Source organism: Candidatus Desulfofervidus auxilii (assembly GCF_001577525.1).
Taxonomy (GTDB): domain Bacteria; phylum Desulfobacterota; class Desulfofervidia; order Desulfofervidales; family Desulfofervidaceae; genus Desulfofervidus; species Desulfofervidus auxilii.
In genome coordinates this window covers 243,875-267,172 of record NZ_CP013015.1, presented here as the reverse complement: position 1 = coordinate 267,172, position 23,298 = coordinate 243,875, and the positions used below count along the sequence as shown (strand labels likewise).

General features: G+C 38.5%; 25 protein-coding genes and 2 rRNA genes (1 of these 27 running past the window's edge). 9 read left to right on the top strand and 18 right to left on the bottom strand.

The features are described 5' to 3' along the window. Both HS1_RS01375 and rrf read left to right on the top strand, forming a co-directional pair. Positions 1 to 1,697 (top strand): 23S ribosomal RNA (locus HS1_RS01375) (it extends 1,334 nt beyond the left edge of the window). A 45-nt stretch (positions 1,698 to 1,742) separates the two neighbouring features. Further along, a 5S ribosomal RNA gene (rrf, locus tag HS1_RS01370) occupies positions 1,743 to 1,859 on the top strand. 2 nt (positions 1,860 to 1,861) lie between these two features. On the opposite strand, the gene lptG is transcribed toward rrf, so the two are convergent. Further along, positions 1,862 to 2,941 (bottom strand): LPS export ABC transporter permease LptG, encoded by a 1,080-nt coding sequence (lptG, locus tag HS1_RS01365; protein ID WP_066060385.1) that lies wholly within the window; start codon positions 2,939 to 2,941, stop codon positions 1,862 to 1,864. After that, complete coding sequence (locus tag HS1_RS01360; RefSeq protein ID WP_066060384.1) at positions 2,934 to 4,028, bottom strand: LptF/LptG family permease; 1,095 nt, start codon at positions 4,026 to 4,028, stop codon at positions 2,934 to 2,936. Before HS1_RS01360 ends, lptG begins: the two co-directional genes overlap by 8 nt. A 72-nt stretch (positions 4,029 to 4,100) precedes the next feature. Between HS1_RS01360 and thiD the strand changes: the two genes are divergently transcribed. After that, positions 4,101 to 5,438 (top strand): bifunctional hydroxymethylpyrimidine kinase/phosphomethylpyrimidine kinase, encoded by a 1,338-nt coding sequence (gene thiD / locus HS1_RS01355; protein WP_066060383.1) that lies wholly within the window; start codon positions 4,101 to 4,103, stop codon positions 5,436 to 5,438. After that, a complete protein-coding gene (gene thiC, locus HS1_RS01350; RefSeq protein WP_066060382.1) occupies positions 5,431 to 6,741 on the top strand; it encodes a phosphomethylpyrimidine synthase ThiC in 1,311 nt (436 codons plus the stop codon). Before thiD ends, thiC begins: the two co-directional genes overlap by 8 nt. A gap of 374 nt (positions 6,742 to 7,115) precedes the next feature. Here the strand turns inward: thiC and HS1_RS01345 are convergent, their stop codons facing one another. The 13 genes from HS1_RS01345 to lysA form a co-directional block, all read right to left on the bottom strand. Further along, a complete protein-coding gene (locus HS1_RS01345; protein ID WP_066060381.1) occupies positions 7,116 to 7,385 on the bottom strand; it encodes an HU family DNA-binding protein in 270 nt (89 codons plus the stop codon). Positions 7,386 to 7,501: 116 nt separating this feature from the next. Then, positions 7,502 to 8,002: a DNA polymerase ligase N-terminal domain-containing protein gene (locus tag HS1_RS01340; protein ID WP_066060380.1), complete on the bottom strand. Its 501-nt coding sequence runs from the start codon at positions 8,000 to 8,002 to the stop codon at positions 7,502 to 7,504. Between the two features lie 8 nt (positions 8,003 to 8,010). After that, on the bottom strand, positions 8,011 to 8,328 hold the full coding sequence (locus HS1_RS01335) for an HTH domain-containing protein (RefSeq protein ID WP_066060379.1): 318 nt from the start codon (positions 8,326 to 8,328) through the stop codon (positions 8,011 to 8,013). A gap of 11 nt (positions 8,329 to 8,339) precedes the next feature. Further along, entirely contained in the window at positions 8,340 to 8,888 is a 549-nt protein-coding gene (gene pgsA, locus HS1_RS01330; protein WP_066060378.1) for a CDP-diacylglycerol--glycerol-3-phosphate 3-phosphatidyltransferase, read from the bottom strand. A gap of 3 nt (positions 8,889 to 8,891) precedes the next feature. After that, entirely contained in the window at positions 8,892 to 9,455 is a 564-nt protein-coding gene (locus tag HS1_RS01325; RefSeq protein ID WP_066060377.1) for a lytic transglycosylase domain-containing protein, read from the bottom strand. Continuing rightward, positions 9,421 to 10,074, bottom strand: a complete 654-nt coding sequence (gene fsa, locus HS1_RS01320; protein ID WP_066060376.1) for a fructose-6-phosphate aldolase — start codon at positions 10,072 to 10,074, stop codon at positions 9,421 to 9,423. Before fsa ends, HS1_RS01325 begins: the two co-directional genes overlap by 35 nt. After that, the gene (locus HS1_RS01315) at positions 10,071 to 10,328 is read right to left on the bottom strand and encodes a PP0621 family protein (protein ID WP_066060375.1); all 258 of its coding nucleotides are present in this window, start codon (positions 10,326 to 10,328) and stop codon (positions 10,071 to 10,073) included. The genes fsa and HS1_RS01315 overlap by 4 nt, the downstream gene beginning before the upstream one ends. Beyond that, positions 10,325 to 10,810, bottom strand: coding sequence for a 2-amino-4-hydroxy-6-hydroxymethyldihydropteridine diphosphokinase (folK, locus tag HS1_RS01310; protein WP_066060374.1), 486 nt, complete (start codon positions 10,808 to 10,810; stop codon positions 10,325 to 10,327). Before folK ends, HS1_RS01315 begins: the two co-directional genes overlap by 4 nt. Then, positions 10,792 to 11,964, bottom strand: a complete 1,173-nt coding sequence (locus HS1_RS01305) for an LL-diaminopimelate aminotransferase (RefSeq protein ID WP_066060373.1) — start codon at positions 11,962 to 11,964, stop codon at positions 10,792 to 10,794. The genes folK and HS1_RS01305 overlap by 19 nt, the downstream gene beginning before the upstream one ends. Positions 11,965 to 12,004: 40 nt before the next feature. After that, on the bottom strand, positions 12,005 to 12,811 hold the full coding sequence (dapB, locus tag HS1_RS01300; RefSeq protein ID WP_066060372.1) for a 4-hydroxy-tetrahydrodipicolinate reductase: 807 nt from the start codon (positions 12,809 to 12,811) through the stop codon (positions 12,005 to 12,007). A 4-nt stretch (positions 12,812 to 12,815) separates the two neighbouring features. Further along, complete coding sequence (dapA, locus tag HS1_RS01295; protein WP_066060371.1) at positions 12,816 to 13,694, bottom strand: 4-hydroxy-tetrahydrodipicolinate synthase; 879 nt, start codon at positions 13,692 to 13,694, stop codon at positions 12,816 to 12,818. Between the two features lie 22 nt (positions 13,695 to 13,716). Further along, positions 13,717 to 14,535, bottom strand: a complete 819-nt coding sequence (gene dapF / locus HS1_RS01290; protein ID WP_066060370.1) for a diaminopimelate epimerase — start codon at positions 14,533 to 14,535, stop codon at positions 13,717 to 13,719. Beyond that, a complete protein-coding gene (gene lysA / locus HS1_RS01285) occupies positions 14,532 to 15,788 on the bottom strand; it encodes a diaminopimelate decarboxylase (RefSeq protein ID WP_066060369.1) in 1,257 nt (418 codons plus the stop codon). The genes dapF and lysA overlap by 4 nt, the downstream gene beginning before the upstream one ends. 361 nt (positions 15,789 to 16,149) lie before the next feature. Here lysA and HS1_RS01280 point away from each other — a divergent pair, with 361 nt between their 5' ends. Together HS1_RS01280 and HS1_RS01275 are read left to right on the top strand one after the other, a co-directional pair. After that, complete coding sequence (locus HS1_RS01280; RefSeq protein WP_066060368.1) at positions 16,150 to 16,410, top strand: hypothetical protein; 261 nt, start codon at positions 16,150 to 16,152, stop codon at positions 16,408 to 16,410. Then, the gene (locus HS1_RS01275) at positions 16,407 to 16,736 is read left to right on the top strand and encodes a type II toxin-antitoxin system PemK/MazF family toxin (protein WP_066060367.1); all 330 of its coding nucleotides are present in this window, start codon (positions 16,407 to 16,409) and stop codon (positions 16,734 to 16,736) included. The genes HS1_RS01280 and HS1_RS01275 overlap by 4 nt, the downstream gene beginning before the upstream one ends. Before the next feature lie 212 nt (positions 16,737 to 16,948). Here the strand turns inward: HS1_RS01275 and HS1_RS01270 are convergent, their stop codons facing one another. Next, positions 16,949 to 17,200 (bottom strand): hypothetical protein, encoded by a 252-nt coding sequence (locus tag HS1_RS01270; protein WP_066060366.1) that lies wholly within the window; start codon positions 17,198 to 17,200, stop codon positions 16,949 to 16,951. Positions 17,201 to 17,235: 35 nt separating this feature from the next. Then, complete coding sequence (gene kdsB / locus HS1_RS01265; protein ID WP_082757534.1) at positions 17,236 to 18,090, bottom strand: 3-deoxy-manno-octulosonate cytidylyltransferase; 855 nt, start codon at positions 18,088 to 18,090, stop codon at positions 17,236 to 17,238. A gap of 641 nt (positions 18,091 to 18,731) precedes the next feature. Here kdsB and aprB point away from each other — a divergent pair. Then, positions 18,732 to 19,178: an adenylyl-sulfate reductase subunit beta gene (aprB, locus tag HS1_RS01260; protein WP_066060365.1), complete on the top strand. Its 447-nt coding sequence runs from the start codon at positions 18,732 to 18,734 to the stop codon at positions 19,176 to 19,178. Between the two features lie 34 nt (positions 19,179 to 19,212). Beyond that, the gene (gene aprA / locus HS1_RS01255; RefSeq protein WP_066060364.1) at positions 19,213 to 21,117 is read left to right on the top strand and encodes an adenylyl-sulfate reductase subunit alpha; all 1,905 of its coding nucleotides are present in this window, start codon (positions 19,213 to 19,215) and stop codon (positions 21,115 to 21,117) included. 31 nt (positions 21,118 to 21,148) lie between these two features. On the opposite strand, the gene HS1_RS01250 is transcribed toward aprA, so the two are convergent. Further along, positions 21,149 to 21,925, bottom strand: coding sequence for a YkgJ family cysteine cluster protein (locus HS1_RS01250; protein ID WP_066060363.1), 777 nt, complete (start codon positions 21,923 to 21,925; stop codon positions 21,149 to 21,151). Between the two features lie 112 nt (positions 21,926 to 22,037). Between HS1_RS01250 and HS1_RS01245 the strand changes: the two genes are divergently transcribed. Next, the gene (locus HS1_RS01245) at positions 22,038 to 23,297 is read left to right on the top strand and encodes a C45 family peptidase (RefSeq protein WP_066060362.1); all 1,260 of its coding nucleotides are present in this window, start codon (positions 22,038 to 22,040) and stop codon (positions 23,295 to 23,297) included. Position 23,298 lies beyond the last annotated feature (1 nt).

Here is a 23,298-nt window from a genome sequence, read left to right as displayed (position 1 = left end):
CAGGTGGAGGTGCTGGAAGTGATAATGCTGGCATGAGTAACGATAAAGGGAGTGAGAATCTCCCTCGCCGTAAGCCTAAGGTTTCCTGGGTAAAGCTCGTCTGCCCAGGGTTAGGCGGTCCCTAAGCCAAGGCCGAAAGGCGTAGGTGATGGAAAGCAGGTTAATATTCCTGCCCCACCAGAGTAGCGTTATTACCGATGGGGGGACGCAGGAAGGTAGTCCAGCCAGGTGTTGGATGTCCTGGTTTAAGGTAGTAGGCGGGAAGGATAGGCAAATCCGTCCTTCCATTAACGCCGAGAGCCGAGTACGAGGCCTTCGGGCCATAAAGTGGATGAGCCTATACTGCCAAGAAAAGCCTCTAGGGAGTTACTCTGGTGACCGTACCGCAAACCGACACAGGTAGGCGGGGATAAGTGTCCCAAGGCGCTCGGGAGAACCCTGGTCAAGGAACTCGGCAAATTGGCACCGTAACTTCGGGAGAAGGTGTGCCCTGTTAGGGTGAAGGGATTTACTCCTGGAGCCCGAGAGGGTTGCAGCGAAGAGGCGGTGGCGACTGTTTACTAAAAACACAGGACTCTGCTAAGTCGCAAGACGATGTATAGGGTCTGACGCCTGCCCGGTGCCGGAAGGTGAAGGGGAAGGGTTAGCTTCCTTGGAGGCGAAGCTCTGAACCGAAGCCCCGGTAAACGGCGGCCGTAACTATAACGGTCCTAAGGTAGCGAAATTCCTTGTCGGGTAAGTTCCGACCTGCATGAATGGCGTAACGATCGCCGCGCTGTCTCGACCAGGGACCCGGTGAAATTGTAGTGGTCGCGAAGATGCGATCTACCCGCGGCCAGACGGAAAGACCCCGTGCACCTTAACTACAGCCTAACATTGGATTTTGGGCTATGATGTGTAGGATAGGTGGGAGGCTAAGAAGCGGGGACGCCAGTTCCCGTGGAGCCATCCTTGAAATACCACCCTTCATAGTCTAGAGTCCTAACCTTGAGCCGTAATCCGGTTTAGGGACAGTGTTAGGTGGGTAGTTTGACTGGGGCGGTCGCCTCCTAAAAGGTAACGGAGGCGCGCAAAGGTCTCCTCAGGCGGATTGGAAACCCGCCGTTGAGTGTAAAGGCATAAGGAGGCTTGACTGTGAGGCCCACAAGCCGAGCAGGTGCGAAAGCAGGCCTTAGTGATCCGGCGGTTCCGTATGGAAGGGCCGTCGCTCATCGGATAAAAGGTACGCCGGGGATAACAGGCTTATCTCCCCCAAGAGTCCACATCGACGGGGAGGTTTGGCACCTCGATGTCGGCTCATCCCATCCTGGGGCTGGAGAAGGTCCCAAGGGTCGGGCTGTTCGCCCGTTAAAGGGGTACGTGAGCTGGGTTTAAAACGTCGCGAGACAGTTTGGTCCCTATCTGCCGCGGGCGCAGGAGACTTGAAGGGAGCCCTCTCTAGTACGAGAGGACCGAGAGGGACGTACCTCTGGTGTTCCGGTTGTTCCGCCAGGAGCAGTGCCGGGTAGCTATGTACGGACGGGATAACCGCTGAAGGCATCTAAGCGGGAAGCCCACCCTAAGATGAGGTCTCCCGTGATAGTCCGAAAGGGCTATCCCTGAAGGCCCCTCGGAGACTACGAGGTTGATAGGCCGGAGGTGGAAGCTCAGCAATGGGTGAAGCTGACCGGTACTAATCGGCCGTGTGACTTGGCTACAAGAAATTAAATGTGTCTTTCATATTCTAAGTTTATAAATCCATTCCCGGTGGCAATACTGGAGGGGCCACACCCGATCCCATTCCGAACTCGGAAGTTAAGCCCTCCAAGGCCGATGATACTGCGGAGATTCCTCCGTGGGAAAGTAGGTAGCTGCCGGGTTTTTATTCATTTAAGTAACGCAACATTATTATTCCCCAAATCCCAAAGAAGATATTTGGTAACCAGGCTGCTAAAAAAGGATTTAGGTATCCTCCTTTACCAAGGGCAATTGAGAGGGCTTGGATTACCCAGAAAATGAAAGAAATAATGAGACCTAAGCTAAAAACAAAACTCACTTTTGTTTCTTTTCCCTTAAAAACCAGGGAGATAGCAAAAACAATGAAAATTAGCGGGGTCAGAGGTGTAGCTGTTCTTTGCCAGAAATCTACAGTATAGACCGTAGGGTCATATCCTTGAGAGCTTATTTGAGTAATGTATTTTTTTAATTGCCAGATGTTTAATCGTTGGTAGTCTGCTTCTAAAAATTGAAAATCCTCCAGTGTTTCTTTAAGACGAAATACCTTTTTTTGGAAGCTCTTAGTTTCTTGATAAGGAATTAATTTTTGTTCTACTCCATCATAAAATATCCAAACTTTATTCTTCTCATCCCATATTGCTTGTCTGGCATCAAGTCTTTGTTCAAGTTGAAATTGTGGTGTAAAAAAATAAATAGTGATGCCAAACATGGTTTTTGTCTTTAAGTTTATAGCATTTATTTGATAGATATTTTTTTCGCCTTTTAGCCAGATTCTTTCTTGAAAATACCCTCCTTTGGGTGTTTTTTTTCTCACTTGAACAAGCCATATATTATTTGCTTTAGTCTGAGCTTTAGGAACAATTATTTCGTTAAATAAAAAAAATCCTAAACAGATTAACAGACCTATCATGAAATAAGATGCGCTTATACCATAGGGACTTATTCCTGAGGCTTGCATAGCAGTTAATTCATTGTGTTTTTTTAGAAATGTCAGGCTAATAAGGGCCCCAAGTAAGCAAGCAGTGGGTAATACTTGAGTGATAACTTTGGGAAGGGAAAAGAGAAAGTAGGCAAAGATAAATTTTTGGGGAACAGATGCGTTTATAAAATTATCTATTTTTTCGAAAAAATCAAATATAAAATAGATGCTAACACCGGCAATAATTAAGAAACTAAAAGCTTTTAAAAAGCTTTTAGTGATATATTTATCTATAATTTTAATCATTTATTTTTCTACACCACAAGTAAATAGTAATTCCACCAAATATTAAGTTGGGAAGCCAGAAACTCAAATGTGCTGGGATGACATGGGCCTTAGCTAAATTTTTACCTGCTATAAAAAGAGCCTGATACAAAGTAAAGAGAATTAGGCCCAATGAGATACCTCCCAAAGATTTTTTAGTTTCTTCTCTTAATCCTAAAACCGCTCCTAAGAATACAAAAATAAATGCCCCTACAGGAACACTAATTTTTTTATGAAATGCCAGGATGAGACTAGTAGAGTCTTTTTTTTCCTTTTTATAGGTTTTAATCTTTTTCCATAATTCCCAGGGTGGATATTCTTTAGGATGTTTTTTTCTCTTTCCTAAATGGGAAGGAATTTCTAAAATATAATTGTAATTTTGATAGGTCAAAAAACCTGTAACTAAATCTTTTTCTCTTTTGGGTGCTCTGCAGATACAACCATTCTGGAATTGAAAGATTACTTTATTTTTTTGATGCAGAATATTCCCTTTTTGAGCTATAATTGTTTCTCCTGGATAAGCCTTTTTTTCAGAATAAAGAAAAATGTTTTGCAAGTGCCCATTTTCTATCTTTTCTGCATAGAGAACTACTCCGGGTAGAGAGTTGAAGACTCCTGGTTTTAAAGCAACTTCTGCCTTCTGAGATGTTAGAGAAAAAGTTAAGTTTCTTGCTACTCCACTTCCCCATGGAATGCCAAGCGTAGTGGCAAGTGCTGTTAGGATTAGACAAAAGAAGGCAAAGCCAGTTAACAGAGGTAAGAAGGCTTTTGAGCTTATTCCAGATGCTTTTAATGCCATAAATTCTTTATCTTGAGTAAATCGGCAAAAGGTGAGTAAAGTGCTAAATAGAGCTGAAACAGGGATGATATAGGATAAGAAAAAGGGTAGGGTGTAGATTAGGAGTTTTACAATAGTGCTAAAGCTTATGTGATGAATAACAATAAGACGAGTAAGCTCAAAAACCTTTCCTATCTGAAAGAGAAATACAAAAATAATAAAAGTAAATATGAAATAAGTAAAAATTTCTTTCAAAAGATGTCGAAAAATTGTAGGGTAATAGGTAAACATATTTTATTTTTAACCAAGAACTACAATTTATGCAATTGACAACTTACAGAGGCCAAGTTAATTTTAGTATATATGGCGATTATTCTAGTTATTGCTGGTTTTGACCCTACAGGTGGGGCAGGTCTACAGGCAGATTTGAAGACCATTACTGTTTTGGGGGAAGTGGGACTCACTGTGGCAACAGCTCTTACCGTTCAGGATACTCAAGGTGTTGAAGCAAGTTATGTTGTAGAAAAAAAGATTGTAAAACAGCAATTGGATAGATTATTTTCAGATTTTTCCATTGATGCAGTGAAGATAGGAATGTTGCCTAATGCAGAGATGGTTAATTTTATAGGAGAGCGGCTTTCTCAGCACCATTTACCCCATATTGTAATTGATCCGGTTATAAGAGCTAAAAAAGGGTTTATTTTGAATAAGGCAACTGAAGCTTTGGTAAAGCTTTTTCCTTTAGCTGAATTAATAACTCCCAATTTGGATGAAATAGAGGTTTTTCTGGGGAAAAAACCTGAAAGTTTAGAAGAGATGAAAGAAGCTGCTAAAAAGTTAAAAAACTTTGGAGCAAAAGCGATTTTAGTAAAAGGTGGAGAGCTTAAGACAGCCACAGATGTGTTATTTGATGGAAGTGATTTTTATATCTGGGAGGTAACAAAGAGACAATTAAAACCAGTGCATGGCACAGGTTGTGTATTAAGTAGTGCTATTGCTACCTTTTTGGCCAAAGGTTTATCTTTGCCTGAAGCTGTGGGAAAAGCCAAAAAATTCATTACTTTGGCTATAGAAGGTGCATTGTCAGTAGGTAAAGGTAATTTGCTTTCTCATCCTTATGCTTGGGTAGAACAAGAAATAGCCAAGTATGAAGTTATTAGTGCTTTAAAAAGGGCTTTAAATCGTTTGCAAGAGGCACCTTATGTTAGCCCGTTTGTGCCAGAGGTAAGAAGTAATTTGGTTTATGCCCTTCCTTATGCCAAGACTTATGACCAGGTGGCAGGTTTTTCTGGTAGGCTGAGTGTTGTAAAGGAAAAAATTGTTACCTGTGGGCCACCTGAGTTTGGCGTTTCTCAGCATATGGCTAGTGTAGTTTTAAAGGCCATGGAATTTGATAGAGAATATCGTTCGGCCATGAATATTAAGTATAGGGATGATTTTATTAAAAAAGCGGAAAAATTAGGATATAAGATTCAGGAGATAGTTAGAAAGGATGAGCCTTCAGAGATAAAGTCTGTAGAAGGACTGAGTTTGCCTTGGATTACAGAAAGGGCCATTAGGCAATTTGGCAGTTTGCCAGATTTAGTTTATGATAAAGGAGATATTGGTAAGGAAGCGATAATTAGAGTTTTAGGAAAGCATCCAGAAGAGGTGGCTCAAAAAGTGATTAAGCTAGCCATGGAGGTTTTTAAGTATGCGTGAAACTCAGTTGATTTTGGCCAGAAAAGGCATAATGACATCTGAGATGAAAGCAGTAGCTGATTATGAGAATATGTCTGTGCAAACTCTGGCAGAAAAGATTGCTGAAGGTAAGGTGGTTATTCCAGCTAATAAGAATAAGGTTTTAAAAAGAGCAGTAGGTATAGGTGAAGGTCTGACTGTAAAGGTGAATACTAACATTGGCACCTCTTCAGATTATATAAATTTAGAGGAAGAGGTTAAAAAATTAGAAGTGGCCATCAAAGTAGGTACAGACGCAGTTATGGATTTAAGCACTGGCGGCAATTTAGAGGAAATTCGTAAAACATTATTAAAAAGATCCCCTATACCCTTTGGAACAGTGCCTATTTATCAGGCTGCTATAGAAATGGTTCATAAAAAAGGTGGGATTGTGCATATGACTGTAGACCATATTTTTTCTGTGATTGAAAGACAGGCCCAAGAGGGAGTTGATTTTATGACTGTGCATTGTGGAGTAACCTTGCAATCTTTAGAAAGGTTGAAAAGACAGGGAAGGTTAACAAACATTGTAAGCCGTGGTGGAGCATTTCTCACTACCTGGATGCTTTATCATGGGAAGGAAAATCCGCTTTATGACCACTATGATAGACTTTTAGAGATTGCCCAGAAATACGATATTACTTTAAGTTTGGGAGATGGTTTGAGGCCAGGCTCCTTAGCTGATGCTACAGACAGGGCTCAAATTCAAGAATTAGTTCTTTTAGGAGAACTGGCTCAAAGGGCATGGGAAGCAGGGGTGCAGGTAATGATAGAAGGACCCGGTCATGTTCCACTGGATCAAGTTGAGGCCAATGTGCTTTTAGAGAAGAAATTATGTAAAGGAGCGCCTTTTTATGTCTTGGGACCATTAGTGACAGATATTGCCTCTGGTTATGACCATATTGCTGCAGCCATTGGTGGGGCTATAGCTGCTTGGGCAGGAGCCGATTTTCTTTGTTATGTTACCCCAGCTGAGCACTTGCGTTTACCTACTGTGGAAGATGTAAGAGAAGGAGTTATTGGAGCCAAGATTGCTGCTCATGTTGCGGATCTGGCCAGAGGAGATAAAAAAGCCTGGGAAAAAGACAAAAAGATGGCAGAAGCAAGAGGAAGACTTGATTGGAAGACACAGATAGAATCTTCTATTGATCCAGAAAAGGCAAGATATTATAGAGAAACAAGTACACCAAAAATTAGCGATGTTTGTACTATGTGTGGAAAATATTGTGCCATTAAGTTAGTTAAGGAATATTTGGCTCACAAAACTCCTCCTCACCAACCTTAATTTTCAGGAGCACGCTGCGAAGCGCTGTCAGAGCCATAAGCCCAAAGGGTGCGAAGTAAAACGGAAAACGGCGTGCTAAGCTAGAAAACAGGTTTGGTAAAGTAATAAAATGTCTTAATATGGAAACTTTAACATGGCCACCTTTTAGCTGAATATGTTTTTTAAAAATTGTCTTATTTTGCCATACTTATAGGATTTCTTTTAGAGCAATCACGGATTTAGATGTTCTTTATAATTGCATACTAGGCTTTTTATTAAGCACTATCCACAATTTCGTTTTCTCATTTTAACGCTAAATTTGGAGATAGATAGTATCTTTGCCTCTGTTTTTATTATTTAATAAACGCCTTATAATTTGGAGGAGAAAATCCCCCTTAAAACATTGTTTTTAACTCTTTTCCTGGCTTAAAACGGACTACTTTAGTAGCAGGAATTTTGATGGGTTTGCCAGTTTGTGGATTTCTACCTGCCCGTGCTGCTCTCTCTACTACCCGAAAGGTACCAAAAGAGGTAAGAGTAAGCTTCTTCTCTGTTTTAAGAATTTCTTTGGCTTCTTCTAAAAAGGCTGTAAGAATTTTTTCTACGTCAACTTTTTTTGCCCCTGTCTTGCTTGCCAATCTTGATACTAATTCAGCCTTGGTCATAGTAAAACCTCCTTTTTGATTAGAACTTCAATATAAATTTATGTAAATTATTTGTCAATCTCCTATCATAAAAAATCTTTTTTGGCAAGGGAAAAATTAGCCCAAAATCCTCTCAATTACTTAATACAAAGAGGTATTTTTGCCTTAAGTCCTCTTTTTTTCTGAGCGGTTAAAGCAAGCTTTATTTTCCATTTTTTATCTCCATATTTATCTTGTTTTTTAATAAGTAGCCATTGCTTTCCCCCTTTTTTGAGCTGGAATAAGGAAAAACCGCCTTTTAATTTTTTCCCATGTAAGATAAATTCAATCTTACCATTCCTGAGTTGTTCTTCTGGCGTTTTATTCCCAAGGGAGAAGTAATAACCCTTATCCCAGATTATTACTACCCCAGCCCCATAGTGACCTTCAGGGATAATTCCCTCAAATTCTCCATATTCTAGTAAATGGTCTTCTACCATAATGGCTAATCTTTTGTCTGAAGGATTCATTGAAGGACCCTTGGGAATTACCCAAGATTTCAAGACACCTTGTATTTCCAGACGAAAGTCATAATGTAAATGAGTAGCATGGTGTTCATGGACTACAAAAATAAGCTTAGATTTATGTTGTTGAGCCATATTGAATTTTATTGCCTCTTTGTGCTTTTAACAAAGTCAATCTTTACCATAAGAGGGATTATTCGTTCCCCTTTGCATCTGGGACAACGTGATGGCTTGGTAAATTTAGACCTATCTTTGAATTTAAAGCCACAGTTAGTGCATTCTGGCGGAAATATGTTCATTTTGTAAGGAAAAGAAATAGACCTTTTAATATGTTCTAAGTCATTTACTACTGTGTTAACTTCTACATCAAGTTCTTTAGCCAATTCATAAACAGACCAGCTTTTAAGCTGCAATAGGTCAATTATATGCTGTCTGCGAGTTTTTTCAAATTCCAGTTCCATCAATATTATTTCTACTCTGAAAGATAGTTAACATATTTTATAAAATAATTAAGTCCTGACCAAAGGGTAAGAAAAAGGGCAATCCACAAAATAACTATTCCTAATAAATGAAAGTTGATTCCCCAGTGAGGATAATGGAGGATTAGACAAAAAATGGAGATTACTTGAAAGGTTAATTTCCCCTTACCCCATGGACTTGCACTAAGGACAATTCCCCTTCCTGAGAGGATGTTTCTTAAACCTGTAACAGCGATTTCCCGGGCAATGATCAAAAATGCCATCCAGGCAGGGACTCTTTTGAGGGGGATAAGCATGATTAAAGCTGCGGTAATTAAGAGTTTGTCTGCTAGGGGGTCTAAAAGTTTTCCTAAAGTGGTAACCTGTTTTTTTCTCCGCGCAAAAAAACCATCCAAAAAATCAGTTAAAGAAGCTAACAGAAAAATAAGAGCAGCCAAAAAAGATGGCAATTTTTGGGGAAAAGAAAGCAAAATAAGTAAAACAGGAATGGCTGCCAAACGCAATAATGTCAGGTGATTGGCCAATGTGCTGATTTTAGTCATAATTTATGGAAGATAATATTGATAATAACGTAATACCCGGTCTACATAAGTCTTTATTTCGGGTGTATAACCTGTTTGTGAGAATGCAGTAGGACCCACAAAGTAAGCCGCAAGGGCATGGGAGAGGTTGCCTTGAAATTGATTTAGAAGTTGTCTTAAATACCGCGCTCCTCCTTCAATATTTTCTTCAGGCGAGAAAGGATTTTTTACTCCCATTTCTCTTGCTGTTTCAGGCATAAGTTGCATAAGACCCATTGCCCCTGCTTTGGAAATGGCTGCATGGTCAAAATCTGATTCTACCTTAATAATGGCCTTAAGCAAGGCAGGAGCCAATTCATATTTTTGAGCGATTTTGTTTATTAACTTATCAGATATCTTGTATCTCCAATAAAAACTTTTAGGGGTTTTAAAGAATGACCGATACCCATGATGGCGAGGGGTATCGGTAAAATGCAAAACTCCATTTTTGTCTTTATATACATAAATTCCACACCAACCTAAGGATGCAGTAAATATACAGAAAAAAAGCAGGCTATAAAAGCTTATCAGCCACTTTTTGCCAATCATCTAAAAACCTCTTAAGTCCAATGTCTGTTAGAGGATGCTTTGCCAATTGTTTTATCACCTTAAAAGGAATAGTGGCAATATCTGCTCCTAATAAGGCTGCTTGAAGCACATGGAGGGGATGTCTCACACTGGCTACAATAATTTCTGTAGCAAAATCATAATTTTCATAAATAGTTACAATCTGTTCCACTAGCTTCATACCATCATGGGCGATGTCATCTAAACGACCTACAAACGGACTGACAAAACTGGCTCCTGCTTTGGCAGCCAGTAAGGCCTGTAAAGGGGAAAAAACAAGAGTCATGTTTACACGGATACCTTTTTCAGAAAGGATTTTTGTGGCCTTGAGACCTTCTACGGTCATGGGAATTTTTATGGCTATATTTGGGGCAATTTTTACTAAATCTTCTGCCTCCTTTACCATTCCTTGAGCCTCTTGGCTTATTACTTCTGCACTAACAGGACCTTCTACTATATGACAGATTTCCTCAATTAAGGGACGAAAGGGTCTTTTTTCGCGGGCTACTAGCGTAGGATTAGTAGTTACTCCATCTGCCATGCCCATTTCCTTTGCCTGTTTAATTTCATCCACATTAGCAGTATCTACAAAAAACTTCATTTTTTCACCTCCTGTTGTTTGGTGTATTCTTCCTTACACCTTTGTGAACAGAAATAATAAACTTTTCCTCCAATTTTTGCTGTAATGGCCTTTTGTTTGGGAATATAAATCCCACACATAGGGTCCTTTACTAATTCATCTTCAATTTGTGGAGGCAATTGGGAATTAATTTTCTTCTTTGGCTTGGGCTTTAAAAGACTTCTTATCAGCCAGTATATGGCAAAAATCACTAAAGTATAAAAAATTAGCCTCATTTCAATCTAATCACCCATTCTTTAAATTTATGGTTTGCCCAAAGTTGCTTGAAACTTTGTTTTAATAAAGGGTGTATTTCTTCTTGGGCAATTTCAGCCAATGGAGCCAGGACAAATCCTCTTTTATGAAATTGAGGATGAGGAATAATTAAATTAGGGGAGTTAATAATTAAATCATCATATAATAAAAGGTCTAAATCAATAATTCGTGGGCCTTTTTCCCAAGTGGGAAAGCGGCCTAGAATATTTTCAATATGTTTCAACCAAAAAAAAAGCTGTTGATATCCCAAATCTGTTTGAAGTAATACAACTAAATTGAGAAACCAGGGCTGGTTTTTTTCCTTTACTGGTTCTGTTAAATAAAAAGAAGAACACCGCTTTATTTTTGTCTGAGGTAAGATATTAAGAAAAGCAAGAGCCCGTTTGCAATAGCTCTTTTTATCTCCTAAGTTTGACCCTATACCTACAAATACTTTATGCATTTTTCCAATCTGGCTAATGCTTCATAAATTTTTTCTTCAGATATAGTCAAAGACATTCGGAAAAAACCTTCACCTGGCTCACCAAACCCAATACCTGGAGTAACCACTATGCCTATTTTTTTTAACAAAAATTGGCAGAATTCCATAGAAGTATAATTTTTAGGCACTTTTACCCATAGATAAAAAGTAGCCTTGGGTATGGTTAATTCAAACCCAAGTTCCTTTAAACCATTAGCCATTATATCTCGTCTTTTTTTAAAAATCTGCCGATTTTTCTCTACTATTTTTTCTTTACTATTGAGGGCAGCTATACCTGCCTCTTGGATGGCTTGAAACACACCTGAGTCTATATTACTTTTTACTTTTCCCAGACCAGCAATGAGTTTTGGATGACCTACAGCAAAACCTATTCGCCAGCCGGTCATATTAAAGGTTTTAGAAAGAGAGTGAATTTCTATGCCACATTCTTTTGCTTCTTTAAGGGATAAAAAACTTAATGGTTTATGACCATCATAATATAACTCTGTATAGGCAGCATCATGACAGACCATAATTTCATATTTTTTAGCGAAAAAAATGACTCTTTTAAAAAATTCCTCTTCGGCTACGGCTGCGGTAGGATTGTTAGGATAATTTAGAAACATAATTTTTGCCTGAGAGGCAATATCACGAGGAATTTTCTCTAAATCTGGTAAAAAATCATTTTTTTCAATAAGGGGCATAAAATAAGATTTACCACCAGCAAAAAGCACTCCAATATGATATACCGGATAAGCAGGCGAGGGCACTAAGGCTATATCTCCAGGGTTAATAAAGGCTAAGGGTAAGTGAGCAATTCCTTCCTTTGAACCGATGAGGGCTAATATTTCCTTTTCAGGGTCTAATTTAACATTAAATCTCCTCTCATACCAATCAGCTACCGCCTTTCTAAATCTCAGCATACCTGTATAACTAGGATAACGATGATTTTCTGGTTTCTCTGCTGCTTTTTTCAAAATTTCTACAATATGGGAAGGAGTGGGTATATCAGGGTCGCCTACCCCTAAGTCAATGACATCCACACCTTTAGCTGTAGCTTCTGCTTTTAACCTATCTATTTCTGCAAAGAGATAGGGAGGTAATTGTTGAAGACGTTGTGCATAAGAAAAATGCATTATCATTTCCTCATTAATAGATTTTTGCTGTGCCTCCTGTTTATTTTAATCCCAACACATCTAACACATCATAAATACCATTTTGTTCCTGGGTTACAATCCATTTAACTGCCCGTAATGCCCCTCTAGCAAAAGTTTCACGTGAAGAAGCACGATGGGTAATTTCAATTCTCTCACCTAAACCGGCGAAATAAATGGTATGTTCTCCTACTACATCACCACCTCGCAAGGCAAGCACCCCTATTTCTTGTGGTTTTCTTTCTCCTACTATTCCTTTACGACCATAAATACCCACCTTTTCTAGATCCCTGTTCATCGTTTCGGCAATCAGGCTGGCTAACTTCATGGCCGTGCCACTGGGTGCATCTTTTTTCATGCGGTGATGCATCTCCACAATTTCTATATCATAGCCTTCTCCTAACACCCTGGCAATTTGGGGCACTATTTTAAACAATAAATTCACTCCTACACTCATATTGGGGCTCAAAACACATTTTATTTTATCTGCCATGGACTTTATCTCTGCCATTTCCTCTGGAGTGAAACCAGTAGTGCCAACAACTACAGGTTTGTCATATTTGCTGGCAATTCTTAAGTGTTCCAAAGAAGCAGTGTGATAAGTAAAATCTACAATCACATCGGCAAGTTCAATAATTTCTTCCAGACCTGAAGCCACTTTTATTCCCAATGGACCCACTCCCAGTGTTTCTCCTATATCTGCACCAATTTTAGGATGGTCAGGACGTTCGAATCCTCCTATTAGTTTCAATTCCTGATCTGCATGAACTAACCTAGCGATGGTTGAGCCCATACGACCACACACTCCAGCAACGATAGTATTAATCATGTCTTTACTCCTTTATTATTCCTACCTGAACTAAAACTTGTTTTAACTTAGCTAAATTTGCCTCAGACATTTCACATAAGGGTAATCTTATTTCTGGTTTAATCATCCCCATTAAGCCTAAGGCGGTTTTTACTGGAATGGGGTTAGTTTCTAAGAACAAAGCTTGAAAAAGGGGAAAGAGTTTGAAATGTAATTCTTGAGCCTTTTTCAGATTGCCTTCAAAGAAAGAACCACACAAAGAGGCCATCTCTTTAGGTGTAATATTACTGGCCACAGAAATCACCCCCTGCCCTCCAATAGATAATGTAGGTAAACAGGTAAAGTCATCGCCAGAAAGCACAGTAATTTTATCACCGCAGAGAGAGATGATTTCACTAATTTGCTTAAGAGAACCAGAAGCTTCTTTTATGGCCACAATGTTTTTTATCTCTGCTAATCTGGCTACTGTTTTAGGTAAGAGATTGACACTGGTGCGTCCAGGCACATTATAAGGCACTAAAGGGAATCCTGTTTTTTCAGCAATAGTTTTATAGTGTTGATAAAGACCTTCTTGGGTAGGTTTGTTGTAATAGGGAGTAACTAAAAGAGCAGCATCTGCTCCCACTTCTTTAGCAAATTCTACCAATTCTAGTGATTCTTTGGTGCAGTTTGAGCCTGCTCCAGCAATAACTGGCACCCTTTTTTTAACTGCTTCCACACAAGTTTTAACCACTTGCCGGTGTTCTTCATGAGATAAAGTGGCTGATTCACCAGTAGTGCCTACTGGCACCAAACCATTAATTCCCTGTTCTATTTGCCATTCAATCAAATTTCGATAACTCTCTTCATCAAATTCTCCATTTTTAAAGGGTGTAACTAAAGCACTAAACGCTCCTTTAAACATACTTGCCTCCTTAGATTATTTCTTATTTCAGGGCTTCTTCACAAATTTTACCTTTACATACCAAACGCACTTCTCCTTTTAAGAATACTTCTTTAAGCGTCGGAGAAAAAAAGACCTCTAGTATTTCACCGCTTCTCACTTTTATTTTCACAGGAGATGCAACCAATCCTAATTTATAAGCCACAATAGCACTAGCTACTGCTCCTGTCCCACAAGCCAATGTCTCACCCTCTACTCCTCTTTCATAGGTCCGAATTTCTAATCCATTTTCAGAAAGCACTTTAACAAAATCAACATTGGTTCCTGCAGGCTGAAAATAACTATGAAAACGAATCTTTCTGCCTAAAGATAAAACAGGTGCTTTTTCTAAATCTTTGACTAAAAAAATAGTATGAGGCACACCAGTATTGATGAAATGGACTGTATAACTTGAGTTTTCTATGGTCAATTTGATATTCATGTCTAAATCAGTTGGAGGTGGCAATTGCAGTTTTACTAAATTTTGTTCTACCTCAGCCTGAATAATGCCTGCTTTGGTTTCAAAAGAAAGTTTTTGTCCTGTAATACTAAGAAGGTGAGCTAACCGTGCTGCACATCTGCCTCCATTTCCACACATTTCTGCCTCACTCCCGTCCGCATTATAGAAATACCATTTAAAATCTGCTTTTTTATCCGATGGACGTAAGATAATCAACCCATCCGCCCCAACCGACCATGTTCGCCGACAGAGTTTATGGGCAAAAAAAGGGAATTGTTTTTTATCCAGCACTTTTTTCATGTCATCTATGAGAATAAAGTCATTACCACTACCAGTCATCTTATAAAATGTGATGTTTTTCATGCCATCCACTCTGGGATTTTTTCCAGTCTGATTAAATCTTCATAACACTCCCGCTTGCGAATTACTTGATATCTATCTCCATTGACCAACACCTCAGCTACTCTGGGGCGAGAATTATAGTTAGAACTCATCACAAAACCATAGGCGCCAGCACTCATTATAGCCAATAAGTCTCCACTTTGGACTAAAGGCATCTTTCTCCCTTGGGCGAAAAAATCTCCTGTTTCACAAATAGGTCCCACCACATCTGCAACTACTAGTGGTCTTTCCATTTTTTCTACGGGTTTAATCTCATGGTGAGCATGGTAAAGAGATGGTCTAATCAAGTCGTTCATAGCAGCATCCACAATGATAAAAGTTTTCCCCTTACCTTGTTTTAAATAAAGGACTTTGGTCAGCAATATTCCAGCATTGCCCACAATAACCCTTCCTGGTTCAAAAATCAAGGTACAGTTAAGGTCTTGGGCAGCGGCCTTAATTGCCTGGGCATATTCTGTGGGATGAGGAGGGATTTCTTCTCCATAAGGAATACCTAAACCTCCGCCTAAATCTAGATATTGCAATTTTAAGCCTTGGGCTTCAAGTTTTTGGTAAAGGAGCTTGATTCTTTCTAGAGCATCCAAGAAGGGAGAAAGCAAAGTTAATTGCGAACCAATATGGCAATCAATACCTATTACTCTTATATGAGGTATGTGATTAGCTTTTAAATAAAGCTGTTCTGCAATTTTTATATCTATGCCAAATTTGCTTTTCTTCAATCCTGTGGATATATAGGGGTGAGTTTTAGGGTCTATATCGGGATTAACTCTAAGGGCAATAGGGGCAATTTTGCCTAAGTGAGAAGCTATTTCATGAATAGTTTCCAATTCTGCTTCTGATTCAACATTAAACATTAAAATATCTGCTTCTAAAGCCATTTTGATTTCATCCTCTGTCTTCCCTACACCAGAAAAAACAATTTTTTTAGGGGAAACATCAGCTTTTAACGCTCGGAATAATTCTCCTCCTGAAACTACATCTACGCCTCCTCCCAAAGAAGCAAACAGTTTCAGCAAGGCAATGTTACTGTTGGCTTTTACCGAATAACAAGTAAGATGAGGGACATCACTAAAGGCATTATCAAACACCTTGAAATGGTGAGTTAAAGTAGCCTGACTATAAATATAGCAAGGTGTGCCTACTGCTTCTGCTATTTCAGTTAATGGCACACCTTCCGCATAAAGTTTGTTATTTTTATAATGAAAATGGTGCATGGTTTCTTTTTAACCCATTCTTATAAAAATTCAAACCCTGTAAGCTTATCTATTCAGTCTAGATCCCAAAATCCGCGACCTCTTTTTGGATAAAATTCGGAAAACAGCGTGCTAAACTAGGGAACAGGTTGGGTAAAGATAATATGCATCTGACTTTTTCAATCCTCTGTTAAGATTGAAAAAAATAAAGGGAAATTCACAATTCAAGACCTGTCCCTTTTCCCTCTTAAATACTTAAATAAGGTATGCTAATTTTTCAAAAGCTCACGGAATTCTAAATGACCTTTTGGCTAGAGGTTTGCCATAATTTAATTATTACTTTATAATAAGCCTAATTATACTACTTGAGAGGGGGATTTGTATGGCTATTGAAGGTCAAAAAATGGTTAAAAAAACATACTCCTTACCCCAATTTCTTGTACAAAAATTTGAAAATATGACCCCAAAAAGAGAAAGAAGTAAGGTAATTTCAAAAATCATAGAAAAATGGATTGAAGAACGAGAAAGAAAAAGACTGAGAGAGCAAATAATAACTGGATGTAAAGAAATGGCAAGCATTTATTTAGAAATAGAAAAGGAGTATCATCCCTTAGAAGAAGAAGTAGAAAGGTCATTTAAATGAGAATTAAAAGGGGTGATATAGTTCGCATCAGATTAGACCCTGTAGAAGGTTCGGAGCAAGCAGGCGAAAGGCCAGCTGTTGTAATATCACCAGATATTATAAATCAACATAGTCCTGTTATTATTGTTGCTGCTATAACTTCAAAAAAGACAGATAAAATATATCCCTTTGAAGTCTTAATCCATCAACCAGAAGGTGGATTGACTAAAAAATCAAAAGTCTTGCTTTTACATATAAGGTCTATAGATAAAAGACGAATATTAGGTACTTATGGGAGCTTATCCGAAGTTACACTGAAGAAAATAGACGAGGCACTAAAAAAATAGCCGTGGGTTTAAAAGCGATATAATAGAAGGCTATCTACTTCTTTTTCAAAAGCTTACGGAATTCTAAATGACCTTTGGCAACCTGTCTGCCCCTGCCCGACGGCAGGCGGGCCTGCCCGCAGGCAGGCGGGGACAGGCAGGGAAGTTTATTGATGAGGAATTTAGCAAGCTCTTATATTTTATGAAGGAGAAATCCACATACTTATGTATTTTTAAACCTGTAATAATTTTTTAATTTTTTTCTTAGCATCTTCAACTGTCAATCTGGGTCGATAACTTGCAAGGAACGCCTTTTCTATATTGTCACATACAGCATTAAGGAAATTCACACCTTCCAATTGTGATTCATGTTTTTTAATAAATTTTTGTAATTCTTTTGTAACTTTGTTGAAGTTTGAAAAATTTTGAAGGGCTATGGTTTTCAAGATATCAATGATTGCATAATCAAGACTGGCGAAAGCCACCCTGAATGGCTTGGTCTTGATGGCTATTAATTTATCTATTCTAGATAGGCCAGCTTTTCTAAATCTTCTGGTGTGTTAATATCAATAACTTGGTGTTTGGTGACGATTACTTGGATAGGATAACCACATTCCAGAACTCGTAATTGTTCCAGTTTCTCAGCTTGTTCCAAAGGAGTGGTTGGTAATTTGATATATTTATCTAAAAATATCTTGCGGTAGGCATAGACACCTATATGTTTATAATACCTAGTACCAATTTTGTCTCTATCATAGGGAATGGGAGAGCGAGAAAAATAAAGGGCCTTTCCTGTTTCAGAAAATACTACCTTCACACAATTTGGGTTATGGATTTCAGAAGGGTCCGTAATTTCCTGAACTAAAGTAGTCATAGGCAAAAAAGCATTGTTTAATAAAGGTGCAGCCACCTGTGTGATAATTTCAGGATGGAAATAAGCCATATCTCCTTGAACATTCACAATAATATCTGTTGGTGACAATTTTAATAAATTAGCAGCTTCTGCCAAACGGTCTGTCCCAGAAGGATGGTCAGGAGAGGTCATCACTATTTTAGCACCAAAACTTTTTCCATTCTGGGCAATGCGTTTATCGTCTGTGGCTATTATAATTTCTTTAGGTAGGGAAGATTTAGCAGTACAATCATAAACATGTTGAATCAAAGATTTTCCCTTCCATTTTACTAAAGGTTTACCTGGAAAACGAGTGCTATGATAGCGAGCAGGAATAATTATATAGATATTTGGAGGATTAATATAACGGTGATGCAAATCTTTTTTGGTAATTTTATAACCACATTCACAGCATAAATATCCTTGAAAATCAAATAATACTACATCGTATTGGCGTCCACATTTAGGGCAAGTAATAGCCATTATTTACTCCTTTCAATTACTAGATTTATGTTGATTATTACTCAGTTATGAGCTTTTAGCAATTAGTAAAATGATTGAAGTTTTCAGGACTTTCCCCAGAATTTTTAAAAGCTTTCCGAAAAGAAAGATAAGCTCCTCAAAATAGTAATAACTTTAAAAGAAAACGGTCAAATGTAGTCAAACTGTCGAAAAAGTCAGATACGTATTCCCTTTACCCAACCTGTTTTCTAGTTTAGCCCGCTGCTTCGCTTACTGTCAAAGCTGCTCCGTTTCACTCCGCACCCTTTGGGCTTACGGCTTTGACAGCGCTTTGCAGCGTGCTCCTGAAAAATTAAGGTTGGCGAGAAAGAAAAAAATTTTTCCCTCTTAAAGAAAACTTCTTTTTTCTTATTCCACTTATTGAACGCCAAAAATCCTTAATTCATCAATGTTTTTAAAGATTAACGCCTAAATTTTGGGGAATGTTTAGCGAAGTTTTTTCTTGACATAGTCATTTTTTTATGTTATAAAGCTTCTCGTTAAAGTTTAAAGTGGCAATTTTAAAAAGATATTATGCAAGAAAGGAGGTGAAGAGGGGTAGTAGGGTAATTTAACAACAAGGGCTTTAAAGAGAATTTAGAAAATAATTAGGAGGTGTGAGTATGCCAAGTTTTGTTATTGTAGAAAAGTGTGATGGTTGTCAATCAGCTCCCAGAACTGCCTGTCAGTATATTTGCCCCAATGACTTGATGGTGTTAGATAGAGAGAAAATGAAGGCTTATAATCAAGAACCTGAAATGTGCTGGGAGTGTTACTCTTGTGTTAAGATTTGTCCCCAACAGGCTATTGAAGTAAGAGGTTATGTGGATTTTGTGCCTTTGGGAGCAACTGTATTTCCTATGCGGGGGACAGATTCTATCATGTGGACTGTTAAATTTAGAAATGGTTTAATTAAACGTTTCAAGTTCCCTATCCGGACCACTCCTGAGGGTTCTATTGATGTGTATGCAGGTTTTCCACCAGCAGATAGGTCTAAGATAGGTGATAATACTCTTTTTTCTGAGCCAGATACCTTAGATGGCCTGGAGTTGGCAACGCCTAAGAAGTAATACTGAAATTAAAAATTTTTAGGAGGTAATAATTATGGCAGATTTTGAAGTTGTTGAAGTCAATACTGATTTATTAATTATCGGTGGCGGGATGGCCGCCTGTGGGGCAGCAGTTGAGGCCAAATATTGGGCAGGAGACGATATTAAAGTAACTTTAGTGGACAAGGCAGCTTTGGAAAGAAGTGGAGCTGTGGCCCAGGGTCTTTCTGCTATCAATACCTATATTGGTATGAGTGGAAGAGCTGCCCCTGCAGTAGGTGAGGAAAGTGGTCAACACACCCCAGAGAAATTTGTCCATTATGTGAGACAGGATTTAATGGGAATTGTGAGGGAAGATTTAGTATATGATGTTGCTCGCCATGTAGATTCCTCTGTCCATCTGTTTGAAAAATGGGGGCTTCCTATTTGGAAAACTGAGGATGGTAAATATGTCCGTGAAGGTACTTGGCAGATTATGATTAATGGCGAATCTTATAAATGTATTGTCGCTGAAGCAGCCAAGAATGCCTTGGGTGAAGAAAATATCATAGAGCGTGTGTTTGTGGTCAAGCTATTATTAGACGAAAAGGTTCCAAACAGAATTGCAGGTGCAGTGGGTTTCAGTGTCAGGGAAAACAAGTTCTATTATTTTAAGGCCAAGGCCATTATTTGTGTTTGCGGCGGTGCTGTGCATATCTTCCGTCCACGGTCCACTGGTGAAGGTTATGGCCGTGCCTGGTATCCACCTTGGAATGCAGGTTCTACCTATTCTATGATGTTAGAAGTTGGTGCACCTATGGTGAATATGGAGTGTCGTTTTGTGCCTGCGCGTTATAAAGATGGTTATGGCCCTGTGGGAGCCTGGTTCTTACTGTTTAAGGCTTATGCCACCAATGCCTTTGATGAAAATTATGTCCAGACCAGAAAACCTGATTTGGAGAAATATGCTCCTTATGGTACTACTAAACCTGTTCCTACTTGTCTGCGTAACCATGCTATGATGTTGGATATGTTTGAGGGTAAGTTCCCCATTTTTATGAGAACAGAAGCAGCTATGCAGAAGATTTTGTCTGAGAATCCTAAACGGGCGAAACACTTAGAGGCAGAGGCTTGGGAAGATTTCTTAGACATGACAGTAAGTCAGGCAGTACTTTGGGCAGCTGAAAATGTAGAGCCTGAAAAGGTGAAATCCGAGATTATGCCTTCAGAGCCTTATCTCATGGGTTCTCACTCTGGTGCTAATGGTGCTTGGTGTTGTGGACCTGATGACCTTATGCCAGAAGAATACAAAGCCGATTTTCCTGGTGGCTACAATCGTATGACCACGGTTGAGGGTCTATTTACGGCTGGTGACGGTGTAGGTGCTTCTGCCCATAAGTTTTCTTCTGGGTCTCACGCTGAAGGCAGATTAGCGGCCAAAGCAGCTATAAAATACATTTTAGACCACAAGGATTTTGAGCCTAGCCCTCGCGGTAGTGTAGAGGAACTCAAGGCCCAAGTTTATAAGCCCCTTAAGACATTTGAAGAAAACAAAAATTATACTAGTGATCCTAATGTCAATCCCAATTATATTAGGCCAAAGGGGTTTGTCTTCCGTCTTAACAAGATCATGGACGAATATGCAGGTGGGATAGGCTGGCAATATACTACTAGCGAACCTGCCTTACTCCGTGGTTTGGAAAAACTCCAGGTGCTTAAAGAGGATGCAGATAAACTTGCTGCTGAAACCCTTCATGAACTTATGAGGGCATGGGAAAATTATCATCGTCTCCTTACTGCAGAATGTCATATGCGTCATCTGCTTTATCGTAAAGAGACTAGGTGGCCTGGTTATTATTATAGGTCTGATTATCCTGATATGGACGAACAGAATTGGCGGAAATTTGTGTTGTCTAAGTTAAATCCTGATACCGGTGAATGGGAAATGTTTGAAAGACCTTATGTTCCTCTCATTGATTAATTAGAGTTACTTTCTATTTTGTCCCCCAGTGCTATAAAGTGCTGGGGGATTTTTTATTTTTGGTCTTTAATATTTCAGGTTTTACTTTTAAGGCATCTTGGTCAAGGAGACCAAATTTTAACCATCTAAATCCGAATTTTAAGAGCTCTATTTCATTTGTTTTTATTTCCTCAATGACTTCTTTTTCCACATCAAAGATGTTCAAGAATTTTGTCTCAAATACAAATTTTTTAAAACGGTCTATATCATAACACGCCATATAAAACATTTGTTGAATTTTTTCATTGACTATCTGTGCTTCTGTTAATACTTTACTAGTAGTAATTTCTTTAAAGGGAGATTCTATCTCATCATATATATCCATCCCTTGGTCCCTTTTCCATTCCTCCACCGTCCATTCTTTATCTTCCTTAAAACCCTGACAAAATGTTCTTTTGATCAAATGATAAAATTCATTTCCTGGGATAGCTTCTTCTGTTTCTACTGGGTCTAAAGGAAAGCTCCGACAAGACCAAGGTCTATCTTCATAGATAATACATCCATTACTAGTTACAAAAGGGCATCCATTTTTTTGGTCATTTTTCATTTTTAAAGTCACTACAGGAATGCCTGCGTTTTTTGCCACCAGGGGATGAGTGTATTTTTGGAGGAACTCAGTAGAAGACATTCCTAATCTATTTTTCATACGTAAGATATCATAAGGAGTGAGGAATATATTAACTTTGTAACAACATTGGGTAAAACACTTGAGACCTTTATGGCAATCAAACTTAAACTTACTATCAGAAGTCAATAATTGTTGGCTCATGTTTTTCTCCTTTATTTTTTTGAAATATGTTTAACATAATTGATATTAAATTAAAAGGAGTTTTAAACATTGAAATGCATATTAAGTGGTGATAAAGTAATTTTGTTTTAAAATGAATAAAAACTGGGTATCTAAAAAAACAGATTATAATTATGGGTTCAAGATAGCAACATTACTTAAGGATGTTTTTAAAGGTGTTTTATCTCCAAATTTTAACTCAGATGATTCAAAAAAACTCCTTCTTTTCTTAAAAGAATTCTATCCCCAAAGGTGGGAGCGACTTAGGGGTTTGGCTGATGCCTTGGGTATTGGTATAGACAGCCTTTATGTGAATACCATTTGTTTAGCAAAGTTAATAAAAGGTGCATGCACGGCTGGTTTCTGTGCCCCTCCTGCTACAAAGAATGGTAATATCTATCTTTTTTGGAATATTGATTTTTTTAAGGCAGCCCAGATTGTTGGTAAATTTTTCAGATTTTATTTATTTGATGTGCCTGGCTACCATTGTTATTTGGCCTTTGGCATTCCTGGTCTCATTGGTGTTCCTATTATAAATGAATTTGGCTTGGCTGTAGTCTTAGCATCGGTAGGAATGAAAGACGGGGGAGGAGAGGGTGTTATGGATGCAGAGATACTTTCCTTATGTATGGAAAGGAGTAAGGATATAAATGAGGTAATAGATATTTATAAAAATACCAAATTGGCTTCTTTTCCAGGAGTGACCGGAGGAAGCCTTTTAAATCTCAATTCTATCTGGGCAGATAGGAATGGTCAGGGATTAATCATTGAACATTCTTCACATCATCGCCATTTTGAATTGGCAAAAGATGGAATACTGGCTATTGCAAATCACCATCAATTTATCAGAGAACTGACAGGTTCTCCTACACCAGATGAATTACCTTCTATTGCAGGTTCTTACTGCCGCTTGGGGAGGATGTGGCATTTACTTAGAGAAAGTAAAGGGAAAATTACATTAGCTTTAATAAAACAATTCATGGCTGACCATAAATTGGAAAAGGAACATGTGAATGATTATAATTACATAGAACCTATTGATGATGGCACTATTTGTGTGCATTACTGGCATCTAAAACAATATTTGAGAGAAGGGAATTTTAAAAGGGCCATAGAAACATATCTGATGGGCAAAACAGTGGGTTCTATTATCATTGAACCAAAGTCCTTAACAATTCATACTTGTTCTGGCAATCCCTGCAATCATTCCTATAGGCCTATATATTTAAAATCAGCACTTTTGCATAAAAAATTCCCTAGAATTGTCAATAAACCTATGAATCCCCTATTAGCAAGTCTTTTTAAAAAAACGAGTATTGGGTTAGCCACCCTTTTAGAAAGAGTTCTCAGCTGAA